Genomic DNA, 19866 nt, shown 5'->3' on the forward strand with positions numbered 1-19866 from the left:
AGCTCCCTCTCATAGAGAGGAAACCCCTCTAGCACGCAAGGTTACACTTCTTTTGCGTTGTAATGACGCTTCGGTGAAAGCACCATGACCGGCAAGTTTCCGCCCAGCAAGGATCGTTTTTTGGCGGGAAACCGCCACATCAACCAATCACGATTTGATTCTTGCCCTGGCGCTTGGCCTGATACATCGCCGCATCGGCGCGGGCATACAACGCCTCAAGATTGGCATCCCCCGTACGCAGCACCGTCAGGCCCTGGCTGACAGTGATGCCGAAGGTCTCGCCCTCGTACTGGAAGCTCAGACGCTGCACTTCGCGCTGCAGCCGCTCGGCCACCTGCAGCGCGACGTCCGGCTCGCAACCGGGGAACAGGGCCGCGAACTCTTCACCGCCGATACGCCCGAACAGATCGTCACGACGCAATGCCGTGGCGCCGCAATGAGCCAGACGCTGCAGCACCTGGTCACCCATCTGGTGGCCATAGCGGTCGTTGATCTTCTTGAAGTCGTCCAGATCCAGCAGCAGCAGGGCCATCGAGCCGCCGTACTGGCGCGCCTGATCGAATTCGCGTCGCGCGCAGTCGAAAAAGTGTCGACGGTTGCTGCTTTCGGTCAGCACGTCCGTGGTCGCCAGGCGGTGCAACTCACCCTCCAGGCGCTTCTTGTCAGTGATGTCCTCGGCGATACCGACGATTACCGTGCCGCGCCCTGACGCCTGCCGGGAGCTGATGAAGCATTTGTCGCTGAGCCAGCGCAACTGCCCATCGCTGCGGATGATGCGGTACTCGCGCTGCTCCACAGCACCGGTTTCCAGCACCTGGGCCAGACTTTCGGCCGCGTAATCGAGATCATCGGGATAGATGCTATTGCGCCATTCGTCGTAGCTGGCCATCAGCAGCGCCGCTGAGCGACCGAAAACTCGCTCGTAAGCGGGACTGACGTAGATGATCCGCTGCTCGTCCCAATCGAAGGCCCAGAGTACCGCATTGACGCTACCCAGCAGGCTGCTGAACAGTTGTTCGCGCTCGCGCAGGCGCTCTACTTCACCACGGCTGTGCAGCAGCGCCAGCGTCAGTTCTTCCCTTTGGGTTACCGCATTGTCGTGTTCGTCCATTACCGCGGCCATACAGCCCCTCTAGCACTCGAGATGACATCGTTGAGGGCTTGGACAAACACAAAGGCCTGCCGTTCGGCAGGCCTTTTGCCAGCTTTTACGCCCTTAGGCGGTGGCAGCGGCAGGGCGTAGCGAATAGGTCTTGAGCTGCTCGGCGAATTCGCGCAGCGACTGGATGCCACTGGCTTCGGCGTCATGCACCCACTGCTTCATCGCTTCGAGCATGTCATGGCCGTTGCTGCTGGTTTTCACCCAGATCTGCTGCAGGGCCAGACGCTTCTCGTAAATCACCTTGAGTGCCTGACTTTGCGCGAGCATGTCGGCGATGTGCGCATGATGCTGATCCTGCAGCAGGCTCGGCTCACGCGACAGCAGGCGCTTGGCGCGGCGGAAAAGGTGACGAACGGACTCGTCGGCCTTCGCCACTTCCTGCTTGACCAGCGGCGCGATAACCAGCTTGCGGTACTGCGCCATGATCTGGAAGCGGTTATTGAGGATGGCCATGGCGGTGTCCATGTCCAGGCTGCGCTTGCCTTCGACGCGATGAGCGATGGGCGCGACGCGCTGCACCTGCGCCAGACCCAGGAAGCTGAACAGCTTGATCCAGGCCCAGCCCATATCGAACTCCCACTTCTTCACCGACAGTTTGGCGCTGTTGGGATAAGTGTGATGGTTGTTGTGCAACTCCTCGCCACCGATGATGATGCCCCAGGGCACCAGGTTGGTCGCGGCGTCGCGGCACTCGAAGTTGCGATAGCCGACGGCATGGCCCAGACCGTTGATCACCCCGGCAGCCCAGAACGGAATCCAGATCATCTGGATAGCCCAGACGGTCATGCCGAGTACGCCAAACAGCGCCAGGTCGATGATCGCCATGAGGGTGACACCGCCTATCGGAAAACGGCTGTAGAGGTTGCGCTCGATCCAGTCATCCGGGCAATTCTTGCCGTAGATGCGCAGCGTTTCCTGGTTCTTGGCCTCGGCCTGGTAGAGTTCGGCGCCCTTGCGCATGACCGTGCCGAGCCCTTTGATCACCGGGCTGTGCGGATCGTCCTCGGTCTCGCACTTGGCGTGGTGCTTGCGATGGATCGCGGTCCATTCGCGGGTGTTCTGGCCCGTGGTCAGCCACAGCCAGAAACGGAAGAAATGTTTGAGCGCGGGGTGCAGTTCCAGTGCACGGTGCGCGGAGTAGCGGTGCAGATAGACCGTGACGCTGACAATGGTCACGTGGGTCATCACCAGAGTCGCCACCACCAACTGCCAGACCGACAGGTCGAGTAAACCGTTGTACCACATGGGCGCTGTTGCCTCTTGAAGGGGGAACGCGGTTTGTCCTACAAGGACGAACCTCACTGCATTATCCCTGACGCAACTCAGAAAACCAGTTGGTCTTTTAGATAAGAATGTTTCAGCCTGGCCCGCCCATATAATGGCCAGCATTACTATAAGGAGCGTTACCGCTCAGCCATGCGTATCGATACCACTGCCTTGCGTTTAACTCTGGCTTACCTGCTGGCGGCTGCGCTGTGGGTGCTGCTCAGCGATCAGGCTCTGATCGCCCTGGGACTGCCCGAAGACCTGCACACACGCCTGCAATCGCTCAAGGGCCTGCTGTTCGTCACGCTGACGGCAACCTTGCTCTACGCCATCCTCTACCGACATGCCGTCCGTTACCGCGAGAAGCAACGGGTAATAACCACCAGTGAAGAGCGCCTGCGTCTGGCGCTGGAAGCCACCCACAACGGCCTGTGGGATCTGGACATGGCCAGCCAGCGCGTCTTCTTCTCGGACAGCTATGCCGCGCTGCTCGGCATCGACAGAGCGGCCCTCGGCGACACCCGCGAACAATGGATCGAGTACGTGCACCCCGAGGATCGCGAACGCGTGCTGCAGAAGATCGAAGTCAACCTGCAACGCGCGGACTACCAGAACACCTACCGCATGCGTCATGCCGACGGCAGTTATCGCTGGATCCACTCGCGCGGCTCTCTGCTGTACAACGCCGCCGGCAAACCCATGCGCTTCATCGGCATCGCCAGTGACATCACCCAGCGTCGCGCCGACGAAGACAGCCTGCGTCAGGCCGCTGCGGTATTCGATGCCACCCAGGAAGGCGTGCTGGTGACCGATGCCGAGCAACGCATCGTGCACGTCAACCCGGCCTTCTCGCGCATCACAGGCTATGCCAGCGAAGAAATCCTCGGGCAGATGCCCACCCTGCTCAAATCAGGCCGGCATGACGAGGTCTTCTACCACAACATGTGGCAGGCCCTGCAGCAACGCGGCGCCTGGGCCGGCGAAGTGTGGAACCGGCGCAAGGGTGGTGAAATCTACCCGCAGTGGCAGTGCATCCGTGTCATCCACGACACGCAGGGACGCGTCAGCCATTACGTCGCGGTGTTCTCCGACATCACCGCGCTCAAGCGCTCGCAACGCGAGCTGGACTACCTGGCCCACCATGACCCGCTGAGCAATCTGCCCAATCGACTCTTGTTCACCGAGCGCGTCGCCCATGCCCTGGAACGCAGCAGCGAAGAACAACCAGGAGCCGTGCTGCTGATCGACCTGGATCACTTCAAGCACATCAACGAAAGTCTCGGCCACAATGTCGGCGACCTGCTGCTCAAGGCCATCGGCGAGCGCCTGCAACAGGTCATCCCCAGCGGCTGTACCCTGGCCCGCCTGGGCGGTGACGAGTTCGGCCTGCTCCATGATCAATGTGGCGAAGCAGCGCTGGCTGCCGAGCTGGCCCAACAACTGCTGCATAGCCTGGAAGCGCCCTTCCGCCTCGATGGCCACGAGCTGTACATCAGCGCCAGCATCGGCATCAGCCTGTTCCCGCACGATGCCGACAGCGTCGAGCAGGTGCTGCGCAACGCCGACTCCGCGCTGTTCAAGGCCAAGAGCAGCGGCCGCGAGAGTTTCGCCTTCTACGAACAGGAACTGACCGACTACGCCCGCCAGCGCGTGGAGCTGGCCAGCAGCCTGCGGCATGCCTTCGAGAACGAGGAGCTGCGCGTCTTCTACCAACCGCTGCATGACCTGCGCGATGGTAAAAAAGTCGGCCAGGAAGCGCTGGTGCGCTGGCAGCACCCCGAACGAGGCCTGCTGCCGCCGGCAGATTTCATCCCGATCGCCGAAGATAACGGCATGATCGCCGCCATCGATCTCTGGGTGCTGGAGCAGGCCTGCCGCCAGATGGTGCGCTGGAATCAGGAGCAGGATGAGCCCGGTTTCGTTGCGGTGAACGTCTCCAGCCGCCTGTTCGGCCGTGGCGAACTGGATTTGCGGGTGGCCCAGGTGCTGGCTGAAACCGGCCTCGATCCCTCTCAGCTGGAACTCGAAGTCACGGAAAGCGCGGTGATGGAGGATCCGGCGGCAGCTCTTTCACTGCTCAAGCGCCTGCGCGCGCTGGGAGTGCGCCTGGCCATCGACGATTTCGGCACCGGCTACAGCTCGCTGGCGCGCCTCAAGCGCCTGCCGGTACACAAGCTCAAGCTCGACCAGAGCTTCGTACGAGGCCTGCCCAACGACGCGGAAGACGCCGCCATTGCCCGCGCAGTCATCGCCCTCGGCCACAACCTGGGGCTCAAGGTGCTGGCGGAAGGGATCGAGACCGCCGAGCAAGGGGACTTCCTGCGTAATCTCGATTGCGACTACGGCCAGGGCTACCACTTTGGCCGCCCGCAACCGGCAACCTCACCGGTATCGCCGAAGCCGGAAGCACAGCAGTTGCCCCTCTCGCCCGAAGATTGAACGTGGGTCAGGCCTCGGCGCGCTGCATCAGGCGACGCTGGCGCCACTCCATGAAGGTCTTGAGAAACAGCGTGAGCAGCGCCATGCAGGCCAGCAGGCCGGCGGCAGTGAAGGCCGCTGCCGGCTTGTAGTCGTTGTTGAGCTGATCGACCAGCAACGGCAGGGTCAGGGTCTGGTTGATGATGGTGCCGGAGACGACCGAAACCGCGCCGAACTCACCCACTGCACGGGCGTTGGTCACCACCACGCCGTACAGCAGCGCCCATTTGATCTTAGGCAGGCTGATGCGGCGGAAAATCTGCCAGCCGCTGGCGCCCAGGCACATGGCGGCGGTTTCCTCGTCCTGCCCCTGGGCCTGCATCACCGGAATCAGGATGCGCGCCACGTAGGGCGCGGTGACGAACACCGTGACCATGACGATGCCCGGCCAGGCGAACATCAGTTGCATGCCGTTATCGTAGAACCAGCGGCCGATAAAGCTTTCCAGCCCATAGACCACCAGGTAGCAGAGGCCGGCGACCACAGGCGACACCGCGTAAGGGATGTCGATCAGCGTGGTCAGCAGCTTGCGCCCGTGGAAATCGTAGTGGGTCACGCACCAGGCCAGGCAGATACCGAAGCACAGGTTCAGCGGCACGGTGATCGCCGCCACCAGCAGGGTCAGCCCAATGGCGTGGAGCATGTAGTCCTCGCCGAGATTACTCCACAGCAGGTCGAGCCCGCCGGCCAGCGCCTTGGTGAAGATCAGCGCCAGCGGCACCAATAGAATCAGCGCCACGAACAGCAGACCGAGGATTACCAGCGCCCACTGGCGCCAATCTTGGGGCTTTTTCATCGACCTTGCCGTTGCCATGCGAACAGACGCCCCTGCACGACCTGCAGGAGGAATAGAAGCGTCAGCGACGCGAGCAGGATCACCGAAGCGATGGCTGCCGCCGCCGGGTAATTGAACTCCTGCAGACGAACGAAAATCATCAGCGAGCTGACCTCCGTCTGATAGGGGATGTTGCCGGCGATCATGATCACCGCGCCGAACTCGCCGAGGCTGCGAATGAATGCCTGCGAGCCACCGGTGACCAGTGCCGGCGCCAGGGTCGGCAGGATCACCTTGCGGAAGGTCTGTACGCGGCTGGCGCCGAGGGTGCGCGCGGCTTCCTCGTATTCCGAGCCGAGATCCTGCAGCACCGGCTGCACAGTGCGCACCACGAAGGGAATGCTGGTGAACACCATCGCCACCACGATACCGGCATAGGCGTAGGCCACCTTGAAGCCCAGCCACTGGCCGATCCAGCCGTTGGGCACCAGCAGCGCAGCCAGGGTCAGGCCAGCCACCGAGGTCGGCAGGGCAAAAGGCAGGTCGATCAGCGCATCGACGATACGCCGGCCGGGGAAGTCGTAGCGGGTGATGATCCAGGCCAGCAGCAGACCGATCAGCAGTACCGCTATCGTCGAGTAGAACGCCGCCGAGATCGTCACCTTATAGGTTTGTACAACTCGCGGATCGCTGATGGCGAACCAGTACTGCGCCCAGGTCATGTCGCTGACGTACAGCAGCAGCGCCGAAAGCGGCAGCAGGATCACCAGCGACAGGTACAGCACGCTCACGCCAAAGCTCAGGCCGAAGCCGGGCAGCAGCGGGGTCTGTCGGAAGAACAGCGTCGGTTTACTCACGAAAAAGCTCGGCTCTACAAATGCAGTTGGCCGCCAATAAGGCGGCCAATTGACCATTACGATGCTCGCATTCAGGGCTGGCGGGCTGCACCCGCCCTACGCCAGACCGTCGCTGTCAGCGACCCTCTGCGAGAAGCTGGTCGAGGATACCACCGTTGTCGAAATGCTTGGCGGTGATCTCGTCCCAGGTGCCCAGCACCTCGGTCGGGTTGATCAGGCGCACCGGGGCGAACTGCGCCTTGGTCGCCTCGACCACTTCCGGGTTGTGCACACGGTAGTTGTAGCGGGCCAGCAGTTGCTGGATGTCCTTGCTGTACTGGAAGTCGAGGAAGGCCTTGGCCTGCTCGCGGGTGCCGCGCTCATCGGCCACCTTGTCGACGATGGCTACCGGGAATTCAGCCAGCACGCTGACTTCCGGCACCACCACCTGCAGGTTGGCGGACTTGAACTCGTCACCCTTGGCGATGTTGATCACTTCCGACTCGAAGGTCAGCAGCACGTCGCCCTGGCCGTTCTGGGCGAAGGCCACGGTGGCGCCGCGGCCGCCGGTGGGGAAGTTCTCGACGTTCTTCAGCACCTTGCCGACGAAGGCTTTCACCTTCTCCTGGTCGCCATTGAATTTCTCGTTGGCGAACAGCCAGGCGCCCAGGTAGCTGTAGCGGGCGTTGCCGGAGGTTTTCGGGTTGGGGAATACCAGCTTCACGTCATCGCGAATCAGGTCGTCCCAGCCCTTGATGTTCTTCGGGTTGCCTTCGCGTACCAAGAAGGCGGTGGTGCTGTAGTAGGGCGAGGCATTGTTGGGGAACTGCTTGGCCCAATCCTTGTTCAGCAGGCCACGCTTGGCCAGGATGTCCACGTCGGTTACCTGGTTGAAGGTGACCACGTCGACCTTCTTGCCCTGGATGATGTCCTGCGCCTGACGCGAGGTGCCGGCGAACGACTGGATGATCTTCACTTCCTTGCCGCTCTGCTGTTTCCAGTGCTCGACGAACAGCGGGTTGATCTCGCCGAACAGTTCGCGGGCGACATCGTAGGAGGCGTTGTGGAATGGCGTGTCGGCCGCGGCATGGCTCAGCGAGCCAGTGAGCAGGGTGGCGCTGGCCACGGTGGCCAGAACGATCTTCTTCAGCATCTAGGGCGTCCTTCTTTCGAGAGAGGAGCCTGCAGGCAGGCTATTTAATGGCGCGATTCTGCAGAAAAATCATATAGCTGAAAAATATCTTTTTCTTTTCGCTTTATAACCAGTCTCTTTTTCCCTGCGAAAACGCCCTGCAACCCTCGTCTCCGAGGGCTGCTCAGGCACTCACTTCTTACAGCTTGGCGATGGACACTTCGGTGGATTTGACGAAGGCAATCACTTCGCTGCCCACCTGCAGTTCCAGCTCGCGCACGGAGCGGGTGGTGATCACCGAGGTGACGATGCCGGCGGCGGTCTGTACGTCGATTTCCGACAGTACGTCGCCGATGACGATTTCCTTGATGCTGCCCTTGAACTGGTTACGTACGTTGATGGCTTTGATGGTCATGGTGTTTCTCCTCGGGTCGTTTTACAGGTAGCCCGGATGCAATCCGGGGAAATTGCATAACCGCTCCCGGATTGCTTCCGGGCTACGGCGTCAAAGCGCCCAGCGCAATTGCGTGGGCAGGGGTGATACGGGCTCCGGCGGTGTCGGTAATTCCGGCTGCGCCAGTACCCGGTCGAGCACGCGCGCTTCCAGTGCAGCCAGCAGCGGCGAGCCATGTGGGCGCGGGCGTACCAGTTGCACGTCGAGGTCGAGGCCGATCTGGCCGTCCTCGATGAGGATCACCCGATCCGCCACGGCGACCGCTTCGGCCACGTCGTGGGTGACCAGCAGTACGGTGAAGCCATGCTGCTGCCACAGGCGTTCGATCAGGCGCTGCATCTCGATGCGGGTCAGTGCATCCAGCGCGCCCAGCGGCTCGTCGAGCAGCAGCAGGCGCGGACGATGGATCAGCGCACGGGCCAGAGCCACGCGCTGCTTTTGTCCGCCGGACAGTGCTGCCGGCCACTCATTGGCGCGATCCGCCAGGCCGACCGCCGCCAATGCTTCCTCGGCCTGCTTGCGCCAGTTGCCGGAAAGGCCCAGACCGACGTTGTCGATCACTCGCTTCCAGGGCAGCAGACGCGAGTCCTGGAACATCAGGCGAATGTCTTCACGCACCGCGTTGAGCGAGCCGCTGCCGGCCAGCAACTGGCCGCCGCTGGGTTGATCCAACCCGGCCAGCAGACGCAGCAAGGTGCTCTTGCCGCAGCCACTGCGACCGACCACGGCCACGAACTGCCCGGCCGGGATATGCAGGTCGATACCCTTGAGCACCTGACGCTCACCGAAGGATTTCTCGATGTTCTCGATGGCCAACGGAACGCCGCCCGCAGGGACGTCCTGACGAATGCTGTGCAGTGCGGTCATTGCTCACCTGCCTTGGCCTGATAGGCCGGGTGCCAGCGTAGCCACACGCGCTCAAGACCACGGGCGGCGACGTCGGCCAGCTTGCCGAGCACCGCGTAAAGCAGGATCGCCAGCACCACCACGTCGGTCTGCAGAAACTCGCGGGCGTTCATCGCCAGGTAGCCGATGCCGCTGCTGGCCGAGATGGTTTCCGCGACGATCAGCGTCAGCCACATGAAGCCGAGGGCGAAACGCACGCCGACCAGGATCGACGGCAATGCGCCGGGCAGGATCACCTGACGGAACAGGGCGAAGCCGGACAGGCCGTAGCTGCGCGCCATCTCCACCAGCGCCGGATCGACGTTACGGATGCCGTGGTAGGTGTTGAGGTAGATCGGGAACAGCGTGCCGAGCGCGACCAAAAACACCTTGGCCGCCTCATCGATGCCGAACCAGAGGATCACCAGCGGGATCAGCGCCAGGTGAGGCACGTTGCGGATCATCTGCACCGAGCTGTCGAGAAAGCGCTCACCCCATTTCGACAGTCCGGTGATAAAGCCCAGCAGCAGACCGATACCGCCGCCGATGGCGAAACCGATGCCGGCGCGCTGGCCACTGATCGCCAGGTGCTGCCAGATTTCGCCGGAGGCCAGCAACTGCCAGCCAGCGGCGAGCACGGCGCTGGGCGCCGGCAGGATGCGGCTGGACAGCCAGCCACTGGCCACTGCCAGTTGCCAGGCGGCCAGCAGCCCCAGCGGCAAGGCCCAGGGCGCAGCGCGCAGGGCCAGTTTGTGAAGAGTCGTGTTGCTCATGGTTGCCTCGGAACCTTGTGTAGCGTCTGTATTTCCCGGATTGCATCCGGGCTACGGCGCTTGATGTAGCCCGGATGCAATCCGGGAAAGTCGTGCGCCTGCCCCCTCTCCCCTACCCTCTCCCCAAAGGGGCGAGGGAGCTATCAGGTGCCGTCGGAATACCCAGCGGCACGCTTTGCCTCCCCTCTCCCATTCATGGGAGAGGGGCTGGGGGAGAGGGCGCTTTTCAACTCGCCGAAGCCGCCTTCGGCAGGATGTCGCTGGAGATCATTTCGCCGAACGGGCTGACATACCCCCGGCTCTCCGGGCGCTGCGGCTGGGCCACGTCCAGGTGCGGGAACAGCAGCTCGGCGACCCGGTACGACTCTTCCAGATGCGGGTAGCCGGAGAAGATGAAGGTATCGATGCCGAGGTCGGCGTATTCCTTGACCCGCGCCGCCACGGTCGGGCCATCGCCGACCAGGGCGGTGCCGGCGCCGCCGCGCACCAGGCCGACACCGGCCCAGAGGTTCGGCGACACTTCCAGGTTGTCGGTCTTGCCGCCGTGCAGCGCAGCCATGCGCTGTTGGCCAACGGAGTCAAAGCGCGCCAGCGACGCCTGGGCGCGGTCGATGGTGGCCTGATCCAGGTGGCTGATCAGACGATCCGCCGCGGCCCAGGCTTCCTCATTGGTCTCGCGCACGATCACGTGCAGGCGAATGCCGAAGCGCACTTCACGGCCCTGCTTGGCCGCCTTCTCGCGCACCTGAGCGATTTTCTCGGCCACCGCAGCCGGCGGCTCGCCCCAGGTCAGGTACAACTCGACCTGCTCGGCGGCCAGATCCTGCGCCGCATCCGAAGAACCACCGAAATACAGTGGCGGACGCGGCTGCTGGATCGGCGGGTAGAGCAGCTTGGCGCCCTTCACCTGGATGTGCTTGCCGTCGTAGTCGACGGTTTCGCCTTCCAGCACGCGGCGCCAGATGCGGGTGAATTCGACGGACGCCTCATAGCGTTCGGCATGGGATAGATGCAGGCCATCGCCGGCCAGCTCGTCCGGGTCGCCACCGGTCACCAGGTTGAACAGCGCACGGCCGTTCGACAGGCGATCCAGGGTCGCCGCCTGGCGCGCGGCCACGGTCGGCGAAATGATCCCCGGGCGCAGGGCGACCAGGAACTTCAGGTTCTGCGTGAGCGGGATCAGCGAAGCCGCCACCAGCCAGGAATCCTCGCAGGAACGCCCGGTGGGAATCAGCACGCCGCCATAACCAAGGCGGTCAGCCGCCTGGGCGACCTGCGCCAGGTAGCCGTGGTCGACAGCGCGCGCGCCTTCGGCGGTGCCCAGGTACTTGCCATCACCGTGGGTAGGCAGGAACCAGAAGATATTGAGGCTCATGGAGTTGTCTCCTTTCAGGAAATCGTCGGCATGGCCCGGACGCATCCGGGCCGGGAAATTACTGGGCCTGCGCGACCTTGGCCGGCGGATTCCAGATCACATCCTTGATGGTCAGTTGCTTGGGGATCAGCTTCAGCTCGGTGAAGGTGTCGGCGATTTTCTGCTGCGCCTCGACCACATCCGGGGTGATGAACTGCGCGCCGTAACCCTGGCGCTCAACGGCCTGGCGAGTGATCTCCGGGGACAGGCCGATCAGCGGCGCGACCTGGCGGGTGGCTTCGTCGAGGTTGCCCTTGACCCACTCGCCGACACCGCGAATTTCCTCGACCAGCGTGCCAATCACCTGTGGGTGCTGCTCGGCATAGGTGCGGGTCGCCAGATAGAACTGGTGGTTGTCGACCAGGCCAGTGCCATCACGCAGGCTGCGGGCCTGCAGTTGCTTCTCGGCGGCGGACTGGAACGGATCCCAGATCACCCAGGCATCGACGCTGCCACGCTCGAAGGCGGCGCGGGCATCGGCCGGCGGCAGGTAGACCGGGGTGATGTCGCTGTACTTGAGACCGGCGTCTTCCAGCGCGCGCACCAGCAGGTAGTGCACGTTGGAACCCTTGTTCAGGACGACTTTCTTGCCCTTGAGCTCGGCTACCGATTTGATCGGCGAGTCTTTCGGCACGAGGATCGCCTCACCGCTCGGTGCCGGCGGCTCATGGGCGACATAGAGCAGGTCAGCACCCGCCGCTTGAGCGAACACCGGCGGAGTTTCCCCGGTGACGCCAAAGTCCACGGAGCCGACATTGAGGCCTTCGAGCAGTTGCGGGCCGCCCGGGAACTCCGTCCACTTGACCTCAACACCCTGCTCGGCCAGGCGTTTTTCCAGGGTGCCCTTGGCCTTGAGCAGCACAAGGGTGCCGTATTTCTGATAGCCGATACGCAATGTCTCGGCTTGTACGTGAGTGATGGCGCCGAAGGAAATGGCCGCAGCAAACAGGGCGACCAGGCTTCGACGCAAAGTAATGGTGCGCATGGCGCTCTCCCTTTGCGGTGATGTCTTGGTTGGCTACCTGCTTGCCCGTTGGCGGGCGAGTAAGGCGGGGGGTTACGGGGTGAATCAAATACTCCAGCGGGCGTTTACCAGCCGGTCGTTCAATACGTTCGGATCGATCGGCTTCGGCCGTCGCGCCAGGGCTGCGCCCAGTTGTTCCAGTGCCTCGTCGAGGCGTTCGCGCAACTCGTCGTCGATCTTCGCGGGCCTGCCCCCTTCCGGGTAGGCAATCTGTTTGTCCACGGCGAACACACCGGAGAGCATCTCCTGCGCCTTCAGCGCGGCCAGCACCGGCTTGAGCGCATAGTCCACCGCCAGCAGATGCGCCGGGCTGCCGCCACTGGCCAGGGGCAGTACCACCTTGTGCGCCAGAGCGCGCTCGGGCAGCAGATCCAGCAGCACCTTCAGCGCGCCAGTGAACGACGCCTTGTATACCGGCGTACCGACCACCAGGCCATCGGCGCTGGCCACCACGGCCTGCAGTTGCTGGATAGCCGGGCTGTCGAAGCGCGCATGCAGCAGATCCTCGGCCGGGAAGTCGCGCACCTTGAGCAGGCTCACTTCCACCTGCTGCGCCTCCAGGCGTTGGCGTACGTAATCCAGCAGCAGCTCGGTGCGCGAACGCGCTGCGGGGCTGCCGGAGAGCAACACGACGTGCATGCTGGTTCCTTATTTATTCGGCTGCGGGGTCAGGCGCAGATAGGGTTTCACCGCGCGATAGCCTTTCGGGAAGCGCTGGGCGATTTCGGCTTCGTCCTTCAGCGACGGCACGATCACCACCTCTTCACCGTCCTGCCAGTTGGCTGGCGTGGCCACCTTGTAGTTGTCGGTCAGCTGCAGCGAGTCGACCACGCGCAGGATCTCGTTGAAATTGCGCCCGGTACTGGCCGGATAGGTGATGGTCAGGCGCACCTTCTTGTTCGGGTCGATGACGAACAGCGAACGCACGGTCAGGGTATCGTTGGCGTTCGGGTGGATCAGGTCGTAGAGGTCGGACACCTTGCGGTCGGCATCGGCGATGATCGGGAAATTGACCGCGGTGTTCTGCGTCTCGTTGATGTCGTCGATCCACTTGATGTGCGAATCCACCGGGTCGACGGACAGGGCGATGGCCTTGACGCCGCGCTTGGCGAATTCGTCCTTGAGCTTGGCGGTGAAGCCCAGTTCGGTGGTGCACACCGGGGTGAAGTCAGCCGGGTGGGAGAAGAGAATGCCCCAGCTGTCGCCCAGCCACTCGTGGAAACGAATGCGGCCTTCGCTGGAATCCTGTTCGAAGTCAGGGGCGATGTCGCCCAGGCGGATGGTCATGATCGTGCTCCTTGGCAGTGGCTTGCGTGGTGCTCACTATGCTCAGGAACGAAAAGAAATAAAAAGAATAAATAATGATTTATTTATTCTTTTTTGACTATAAGGCCTCATCCAGGATTCAGTTCTCCTTACCTATCGAAGCAGCCAAACAGCCAATAAGAACGAGGTCGCCAGACATGTATCATCATGGATACATTGCCGACATGTTCCGGATACGCCGATCACCGAGACTTTCGCGGGGCATTGGCGCCCCGGTATTTTCCGTTGCCGATGGAGCCGCCCCGGTGCACGACCTGATCCAGACCGAAGCCTTGCCCCGCAGCACACGCGTCCTGCTCGTCGACGACAACGAAGAGCTGCGCGAGCTGCTCGGCGGTTACCTGACCCGTTTCAACATCACCAGCGAAGCCGTCGGTAATGGCGCCGCCATGCGCCTGGCGCTGGCCAGCGCACATTTCGACGCGGTGATCCTCGACCTGATGCTGCCCGGCGAGGATGGCCTGAGCCTGTGCCGCGAACTGCGCGCCACCTCGGACATCCCGATCCTCATGCTCACCGCCCGGTGCGAACCGGCCGACCGCATCATCGGCCTGGAACTGGGCGCCGACGACTACATGGCCAAGCCATTCGAGCCCCGCGAGTTGGTCGCACGCATCCAGAGCATCCTGCGCCGCGTGCGCGATGGCCGCGAATCGACGGCACGCGACGAGCCACCTTCGCAACTGCGCTTCGCCGACTGGACGCTGGACAGCGTGCTGCGCCAACTGCAGGCACCAAACGGGCTGGTGGTGCCGCTGTCGAACGCCGAGTTCCGCCTGCTCTGGGCCTTTCTCGAACGCCCACGCCGCGTACTCAGCCGCGAACAGTTGCTCGATGCCGCCCGTGGCCGGGCCATCGAGGCCTTCGACCGCAGCATCGACCTGCTGGTCTCGCGGCTGCGCCAGAAGCTCGGTGACGACTCACGCAATCCCAGCCTGATCAAGACAGTACGCGGCGAAGGCTACCTGCTCGACGTAGCCGAGATTCGCTGATGCCACGTTCCGACAGCCTGTTCGCGCGCCTGTTCGGCGTCTTCCTGGCCGCCATCGTGCTTGCCCATGCACTGGCATTCGCCTGGTTCAGCCGCTATGGCGGCCCCCATCAGCCACCTCCACCGCCCCCTGTCTATGCGCAGGAGGACGGCCTGGGCGCCCCCCCACCGCCAGACACCAGGGACTTCCCCCCTCACGAAGCCGGCCCACCGCCGCCAAGGCTGGACGGCCCGCTGATCGTCTTAGGCTTCCAGTTGGCCACCCTGCTGCTGGCCGCCTGGTACGGCGCACGCCTGCTGAGCCGACCGATCCGCCACCTGGCCGAAGCCGCCGAACAACTGGCCGAGGATCTGGACAACCCGCCCCTGCCGCTGACCGGGCCGCAGGAAGCACGCCAGGCCGCCCAGGCCTTCAACCAGATGCAGCAACGCATTCGCGGCCAGGTGCAGCAACGCACGCGCATGCTGGCAGCGGTCTCGCACGACCTGCGCACCCCGCTGTCGCGTCTGAAGCTGCGTCTGGAGCAGATACCCAATACGCAGCTGCGCGAACGCATGGCCGAAGACCTGCGTGATATGACCGAGATGCTCGATGCCACGCTCGGCTACCTGAGCCAGCAGCAGAGCGTCGAAGCGCTTCAGCAACTGGACGTACAGGCGCTGGTGGAAGCGCTGGCCGAGGATGCCTGCGAACGTGGCGAGGATGTCGGCGTACGCGGCCAGTGCGCGCCGCTGCAGGCCAGGCCGGTGGCCCTGCGTTCGTGCATCAACAACCTGGTGGAGAACGCGCTGCGCTACGCCGAGCATGCCGAAGTGGAACTGCGCGACAGCGCCGAGTGGGTCGAAATCCGCGTGATCGACTATGGCCCAGGCATCGCCCCGGCGCTGCGCGAGAGCGTGTTCGAAGCCTTCTACCGCGTGGAGGGCTCGCGCAACCGCAACTCCGGCGGTGTCGGCCTCGGCCTGACCATCGCCCGCGAGGCCGCACGGCGCCAGGGTGGTGACATCCACCTGGAGGAAACCCAGGGCGGCGGCCTGACAGCCGTGCTGCGCCTGCCACGCACGCCTGCGTACCCGGCCTGATACAAAGCCCACATACCCTGCTTACACAGCCCGTGCACTCTGGCATGGCTGGAGAAGTCCCTCCGGCCAGCCAACCATGGGAGTAACGCTCATGATCAGTGGAGTCAGTGGTTACTCGAGCTATACGTACGGCTCGGCGTATACCAACACCCAACGCACCAGCTCCAGTTCCAGTGCTGGCAGTGCCGAGGGCAGCAACCCGATGAAGGAAGAGCTGTTCAGCCTGCTCGACAGCGATGGCGACGGCAGCGTCACCAAGAGCGAGCTGAGCAGTGCGCTCACCTCAAGCGAAAGCAGCGACACCAGCGATAGCGAAAGCAGCGATATCGATATCGACGAGCTGCTGAGCATGCTCGACGCCAACAGCGATGGCAGCCTCGACAGCGACGAAGTCGCAGCTCTGGCACCGCCGCCACCGCCCCCTCAAGGCGGCGGCATGAACACCGAAGAGATGTTCTCGCAACTCGATGCAGACGGTGACGGCACCATCGACAGCGACGAACTGTCGGCCCTGAGCGGCAGTGGCGACAGCGACTCCAGCGAACTGATGAGCGCGCTGGACAGCGACGGCGACGGCAGCCTCAACATCGACGAACTTAGCGCCCTGGCACCGCCACCGCCCCCTCCTCCGTCTGCACAGGCCAGCAGCGAGACGGACGATAGCGACAGTGAGAGCAGCGACAGCCTGAGCCTCAACCTGGACACCAACCTCAGCGATGCACAGCTGGATCTGAGCGCCCTGCTCAACAGCAGTAGCACGTCCAGTAGCAGTAGCACGGAAACCGACTTCTCCGCGATGATCGCCAAGCTGGTTCAGCAGTACCAGAGCAGCATGAGCGTGCAGAGCAGCCTCGGCAGTCAGCTCAACATCAGCGCCTGATGGATCAGCGCCGGGCTCACCGCCCGGCGCTGAAGGCTTTCAGTTTTCGCTGCGCAGGCGGTAACCGACACCGGCCTCGGTGATCAGGTAGCGCGGCGCGGCCGGGTCGTCGCCGAGCTTCTGCCGCAGATGGCCGACCACCACGCGCAGGTAGTGGCTGTCACCGACATGGCTCGGCCCCCAGATATCGCGCAGCAGTTGTTGCTGGGTCACCACTCGCCCGAGATGTTGGGCAAGCAGCGCCAGCACGGCGTATTCCTTGGGTGTCAGGGCGATTTCGGTGCTGTCGAGGCTGACCCGGCGGTAGGCCAGGTCGATGTTCAGCGCGCCACAGGCGATGCTCGCCGGCAGTGCTTCGCGCCCCTGCCCCTGGCGCAGCAGCACGCGCACGCGGGCGAGGAATTCCTGGATGCCGAACGGTTTGGTCACGTAGTCATTGGCGCCGCCGTCCAGTGCCAGCACTTTCTCGCCCTCGCTGGCACGCACCGAGAGCACCAGCACCGGCACCTGGCTCCATTCGCGCAGGCCGCGCAGCACCTGCTGGCCGTCGAGATCGGGCAGGCCGAGGTCGAGCACGACCAGATCGGGGTTGTGCAGCGCCGCCTGGGCCAGACCGTCTTCGCCGTTGGCCGCCTCCAGCACCCGGTGGCCCTGGGCGCTGAGGGCGATACGCAGGAACTTGCGGATCTGCGCTTCGTCGTCGATCAGCAGAATGCTCGGCCCTTGCGTCATCAGTCGTCCTCGGCTTGCGGTTGCGTGGTCAGCGGCAGGTGCAGTGTCAGGCTGGCGCCACGGCCATCAAGGCCTTCGCCGACCGTGACGCGACCACCATGGGCGCCAACCATGCCCTGGCAGATCGCCAGGCCCAGGCCAGTACCCTGGCCGCCACGATCCCCGCGCGCAGCGGTATAGAACATGTCGAAGATCTTCGCCCGTTCCGCCTCTGGAATGCCAGGGCCCTGGTCGGCGACGATGAAGCGCAGCTCCCGTTCGTCATATTCCAGCGCCACACGCAGGCGCCCGGCCGGCGGCGAGAAGCGCGCGGCATTTTCCAGCACGTTGACCAGGGCCTGCTCGATCAGCGCCGCGTGCACGTGCAGCAGCGGCGGCTCGGGCGGCAGCCGGCATTCGACCTGCAGCGGCGCGAGCACCGCACGCAGGTGCTGCAAGGCACTGGCGACGATGTCGCTGGGCGCCACCCAATCGCGTGCCAGCTTGAGCCCGCCATGGCCGAGACGGGTCATGTCGAGCAGGTTCTGGATATAGCGGTCGAGGCGCTCGGCCTCGTCGCGGGTACCTTCGAGCAGTTCCCGGCGATCCGCCAGCGGGATCGCCTCGCCCAGCGCTAGCAGGCTGTCGATGGAACCACGCATGGCAGTCAGCGGGGTGCGCAGGTCGTGCGACACCGAGGCCAGCAGCGCGCTGCGCAGCTCCTCGGTCTGCCCGTGCAGGCGCGCCGCCTCCAGCTCCTCGGCCAGTTGCGCACGAGCCAGAGCCTGCGCCAGCGGTTGGCCCAGCGCAGCGACCAGGCGCCGGCGCTCGTCGGCCAGTGGCGCGCCATCGACATGCTGCAAGCCGATCAGCAACAACGCGCCCTCCTCCGCGCACAGCGGCCACCACCACCAACGGCTGCCGGGCAGGGTATCGGTACCGCGCCCGGCGGGCTGCTCATGCTGCCAGGCCCAGTCGGCGGCGGCGCGCTCGGCATCGGCCAGCTCGGCGTGCAGGCCACCCTCGTGCTGCCACTGACCCTCCGCGTTGCGCGACAGCAGGGTCAATTGCATCTCCGCCCAACCGCCCAGTTGCTGCTCGGCCACTGCCAGCACGGCCTGGCGGTCGGCGGCGACGGTGAGCCTGCGCGACAGCTCCAGCAACGCCGTGGTCTCGCCCTGCGCCTGACGCAGCGCCTGCACCTGGCGGCGCTGACGGCTGGCCAGGTTGCCGGTCAGCCCGGCCATGAGCAGGAAGAACAGCAGGGTCAGCACGTCTTCCTGACGCTGGATGCGCAGGGTCAGGGTCGGCGGAATGAAAAGGAAGTTGTAAGCCAGGAACGACAGCCCCGAGCACGCCAGCGCTGGCCCGAGACTGCTGCGCACGGCCACCAGCAGCACGGCGGCGAGGAACACCAGAGAGATGTTCGGCAGCTCCAGCACCCGCGCCAGGCCGAGGGAGATCAGCGTGGCACAAGCGGCAGCCAGGGTAGCCAGCAGGTAGTCACGCCAGCGCGGGGCGATGCGCGTGCGCCGGCCAGCCGGAGTCTGCGCACCGGTCGCATCCAGCACGCTTACCTCCAGCCCGGCGCCAGCGGCCAGAAGGCGCTCGCCGAGGCCACGCCCGAACCAGCGCCGACGCAGGCGCCGCGTGCTGCCGCCGACCAGGATCAGGCTGGCGCGACGCTCGCGGGCATGATCGAGCAGCGTGCGCGCCACCGAGTCACCGTGCAGCGTCACCACCTCGCCACCGAGGCGTTCGGCCAGGCGCTGCGCCGCTTGTAGTCGTGCCCGTTGCTCTTCGTCCATGGCTGCGCGGCTGTCCACATGCACCACCGACCAGGGCAAATGACGCCGCTCCGCCACCGCGCAGGCGTGACGCACCAGGCGCTCGGCCTCGCCATCACCGTCCACCCCGACCAGCAGGCGTCCGAGCAGGCTGGGCGCAGCCTGGCCGAGCTGGCGATAACGCTGGTCGAGGTCGGCATCAACCCGCGCGGCGGCGGTCTGCATGGCCAGCTCACGCAGCGCGGTGAGGTTGGTCGGCGAGAAGAAGGCGTCGATGGCCGCGCGCGCCTGTTCGGGCATGTACACCTTGCCGTCGCGCAGGCGTTCGAGCAGTTCGCGCGGCGGCAGGTCGACCAGCTGGATCTCGTCGGCTTCCTGCAGCACCCAGTCGGGCACCGTCTCGCGCACCTGCACGCCGGTGATGTCGCGGACGCGGTCGTTGAGGCTTTCCAGATGCTGCACGTTGACCGTGGTGTAGACGTCGATGCCGGCGGCGAGCAGTTCCTGCACGTCCTGCCAGCGCTTGGCGTGGCGGCTGCCGGGGGCGTTGCTGTGCGCCAGCTCGTCGACCAGCGCCAGCTTGGGCGGGTCGGCGAGCAGCCCGTCGAGATCCATCTCGCTCAGTTCCAGACCGCGATACGGCAAGCGCAATGGCGGTTGCTGCGGCAGCCCCACCAGCAGCGCCTCGGTCTCGCTGCGGCCATGGCTTTCCACCACCCCGGCGCGCAACGCCACGCCCTGGCGCAGTTGCGCGTGGGCGGCCTGGAGCATGGCGTAGGTCTTACCCACCCCCGGCGCAGCGCCGAGGAATACCTTGAGCCGGCCCCGCCCTTCGCGGGGCAGGTCGGCGAGCAGCGCTTCGGCGCGCAGGCTGTCGTTCATGCTGGGC

Annotated in this window: 18 protein-coding genes; 4 read left to right on the forward strand and 14 right to left on the reverse strand. The window is 64.5% G+C overall.

Translation table 11 applies throughout. The features are described from left to right. Positions 1 to 139: 139 nt before the first annotated feature. Together VC352_RS10275 and desA are read right to left on the reverse strand one after the other, a co-directional pair. Positions 140 to 1111, reverse strand: coding sequence for a sensor domain-containing diguanylate cyclase (locus VC352_RS10275; RefSeq protein ID WP_322979617.1), 972 nt, complete (start codon positions 1109 to 1111; stop codon positions 140 to 142). Between the two features lie 105 nt (positions 1112 to 1216). Then, positions 1217 to 2407, reverse strand: coding sequence for a delta-9 fatty acid desaturase DesA (gene desA / locus VC352_RS10280; protein WP_322979468.1), 1191 nt, complete (start codon positions 2405 to 2407; stop codon positions 1217 to 1219). A gap of 171 nt (positions 2408 to 2578) precedes the next feature. Here desA and VC352_RS10285 point away from each other — a divergent pair, with 171 nt between their 5' ends. Continuing rightward, positions 2579 to 4867 carry a putative bifunctional diguanylate cyclase/phosphodiesterase gene (locus VC352_RS10285; RefSeq protein ID WP_322979469.1) on the forward strand — a complete coding sequence of 763 codons (2289 nt, stop codon included), beginning with the start codon at positions 2579 to 2581 and terminating at the stop codon, positions 4865 to 4867. A gap of 7 nt (positions 4868 to 4874) precedes the next feature. Here the strand turns inward: VC352_RS10285 and cysW are convergent, their stop codons facing one another. From cysW to VC352_RS10335, 10 genes are all read right to left on the reverse strand, one after another. Continuing rightward, positions 4875 to 5702 carry a sulfate ABC transporter permease subunit CysW gene (cysW, locus tag VC352_RS10290; RefSeq protein ID WP_322979470.1) on the reverse strand — a complete coding sequence of 276 codons (828 nt, stop codon included), beginning with the start codon at positions 5700 to 5702 and terminating at the stop codon, positions 4875 to 4877. Continuing rightward, complete coding sequence (gene cysT / locus VC352_RS10295; protein ID WP_183892947.1) at positions 5699 to 6538, reverse strand: sulfate ABC transporter permease subunit CysT; 840 nt, start codon at positions 6536 to 6538, stop codon at positions 5699 to 5701. Before cysT ends, cysW begins: the two co-directional genes overlap by 4 nt. Positions 6539 to 6653: 115 nt before the next feature. Beyond that, positions 6654 to 7670: a thiosulfate ABC transporter substrate-binding protein CysP gene (gene cysP, locus VC352_RS10300; protein WP_322979471.1), complete on the reverse strand. Its 1017-nt coding sequence runs from the start codon at positions 7668 to 7670 to the stop codon at positions 6654 to 6656. Between the two features lie 178 nt (positions 7671 to 7848). After that, on the reverse strand, positions 7849 to 8064 hold the full coding sequence (locus VC352_RS10305) for a TOBE domain-containing protein (protein WP_003242436.1): 216 nt from the start codon (positions 8062 to 8064) through the stop codon (positions 7849 to 7851). Positions 8065 to 8154: 90 nt separating this feature from the next. Next, a complete protein-coding gene (gene ssuB, locus VC352_RS10310) occupies positions 8155 to 8970 on the reverse strand; it encodes an aliphatic sulfonates ABC transporter ATP-binding protein (protein ID WP_322979472.1) in 816 nt (271 codons plus the stop codon). Further along, positions 8967 to 9761, reverse strand: coding sequence for an aliphatic sulfonate ABC transporter permease SsuC (gene ssuC, locus VC352_RS10315; protein ID WP_322979473.1), 795 nt, complete (start codon positions 9759 to 9761; stop codon positions 8967 to 8969). The genes ssuB and ssuC overlap by 4 nt, the downstream gene beginning before the upstream one ends. Positions 9762 to 9987: 226 nt before the next feature. Continuing rightward, a complete protein-coding gene (gene ssuD / locus VC352_RS10320) occupies positions 9988 to 11136 on the reverse strand; it encodes an FMNH2-dependent alkanesulfonate monooxygenase (RefSeq protein WP_322979474.1) in 1149 nt (382 codons plus the stop codon). A 58-nt stretch (positions 11137 to 11194) separates the two neighbouring features. Continuing rightward, positions 11195 to 12160: a sulfonate ABC transporter substrate-binding protein gene (locus tag VC352_RS10325; protein WP_322979475.1), complete on the reverse strand. Its 966-nt coding sequence runs from the start codon at positions 12158 to 12160 to the stop codon at positions 11195 to 11197. Between the two features lie 84 nt (positions 12161 to 12244). Beyond that, positions 12245 to 12838, reverse strand: a complete 594-nt coding sequence (gene ssuE / locus VC352_RS10330; RefSeq protein WP_322979476.1) for an NADPH-dependent FMN reductase — start codon at positions 12836 to 12838, stop codon at positions 12245 to 12247. 9 nt (positions 12839 to 12847) lie between these two features. Then, positions 12848 to 13486: a peroxiredoxin gene (locus tag VC352_RS10335; protein ID WP_037002297.1), complete on the reverse strand. Its 639-nt coding sequence runs from the start codon at positions 13484 to 13486 to the stop codon at positions 12848 to 12850. 284 nt (positions 13487 to 13770) lie between these two features. On the opposite strand from VC352_RS10335, the gene VC352_RS10340 reads away from it, so the two are divergent. The 3 genes from VC352_RS10340 (at position 13771) to xopAW (ending at position 16479) form a co-directional block, all read left to right on the forward strand. After that, complete coding sequence (locus tag VC352_RS10340; protein WP_416340137.1) at positions 13771 to 14517, forward strand: response regulator; 747 nt, start codon at positions 13771 to 13773, stop codon at positions 14515 to 14517. Beyond that, positions 14514 to 15599, forward strand: a complete 1086-nt coding sequence (locus VC352_RS10345; protein ID WP_322979618.1) for an ATP-binding protein — start codon at positions 14514 to 14516, stop codon at positions 15597 to 15599. The genes VC352_RS10340 and VC352_RS10345 overlap by 4 nt, the downstream gene beginning before the upstream one ends. Positions 15600 to 15690: 91 nt before the next feature. After that, complete coding sequence (gene xopAW, locus VC352_RS10350; protein WP_322979478.1) at positions 15691 to 16479, forward strand: EF-hand domain-containing protein; 789 nt, start codon at positions 15691 to 15693, stop codon at positions 16477 to 16479. Between the two features lie 39 nt (positions 16480 to 16518). Here the strand turns inward: xopAW and VC352_RS10355 are convergent, their stop codons facing one another. Together VC352_RS10355 and VC352_RS10360 are read right to left on the reverse strand one after the other, a co-directional pair. After that, on the reverse strand, positions 16519 to 17211 hold the full coding sequence (locus tag VC352_RS10355; protein ID WP_322979479.1) for a response regulator: 693 nt from the start codon (positions 17209 to 17211) through the stop codon (positions 16519 to 16521). After that, positions 17211 to 19859 (reverse strand): sensor histidine kinase KdpD, encoded by a 2649-nt coding sequence (locus VC352_RS10360; RefSeq protein WP_322979480.1) that lies wholly within the window; start codon positions 19857 to 19859, stop codon positions 17211 to 17213. The genes VC352_RS10355 and VC352_RS10360 overlap by 1 nt, the downstream gene beginning before the upstream one ends. Positions 19860 to 19866: the final 7 nt, after the last annotated feature.

The organism is Pseudomonas sp. C11 (assembly GCF_034683865.1).
Taxonomy (GTDB): Bacteria; Pseudomonadota; Gammaproteobacteria; order Pseudomonadales; family Pseudomonadaceae; genus Aquipseudomonas.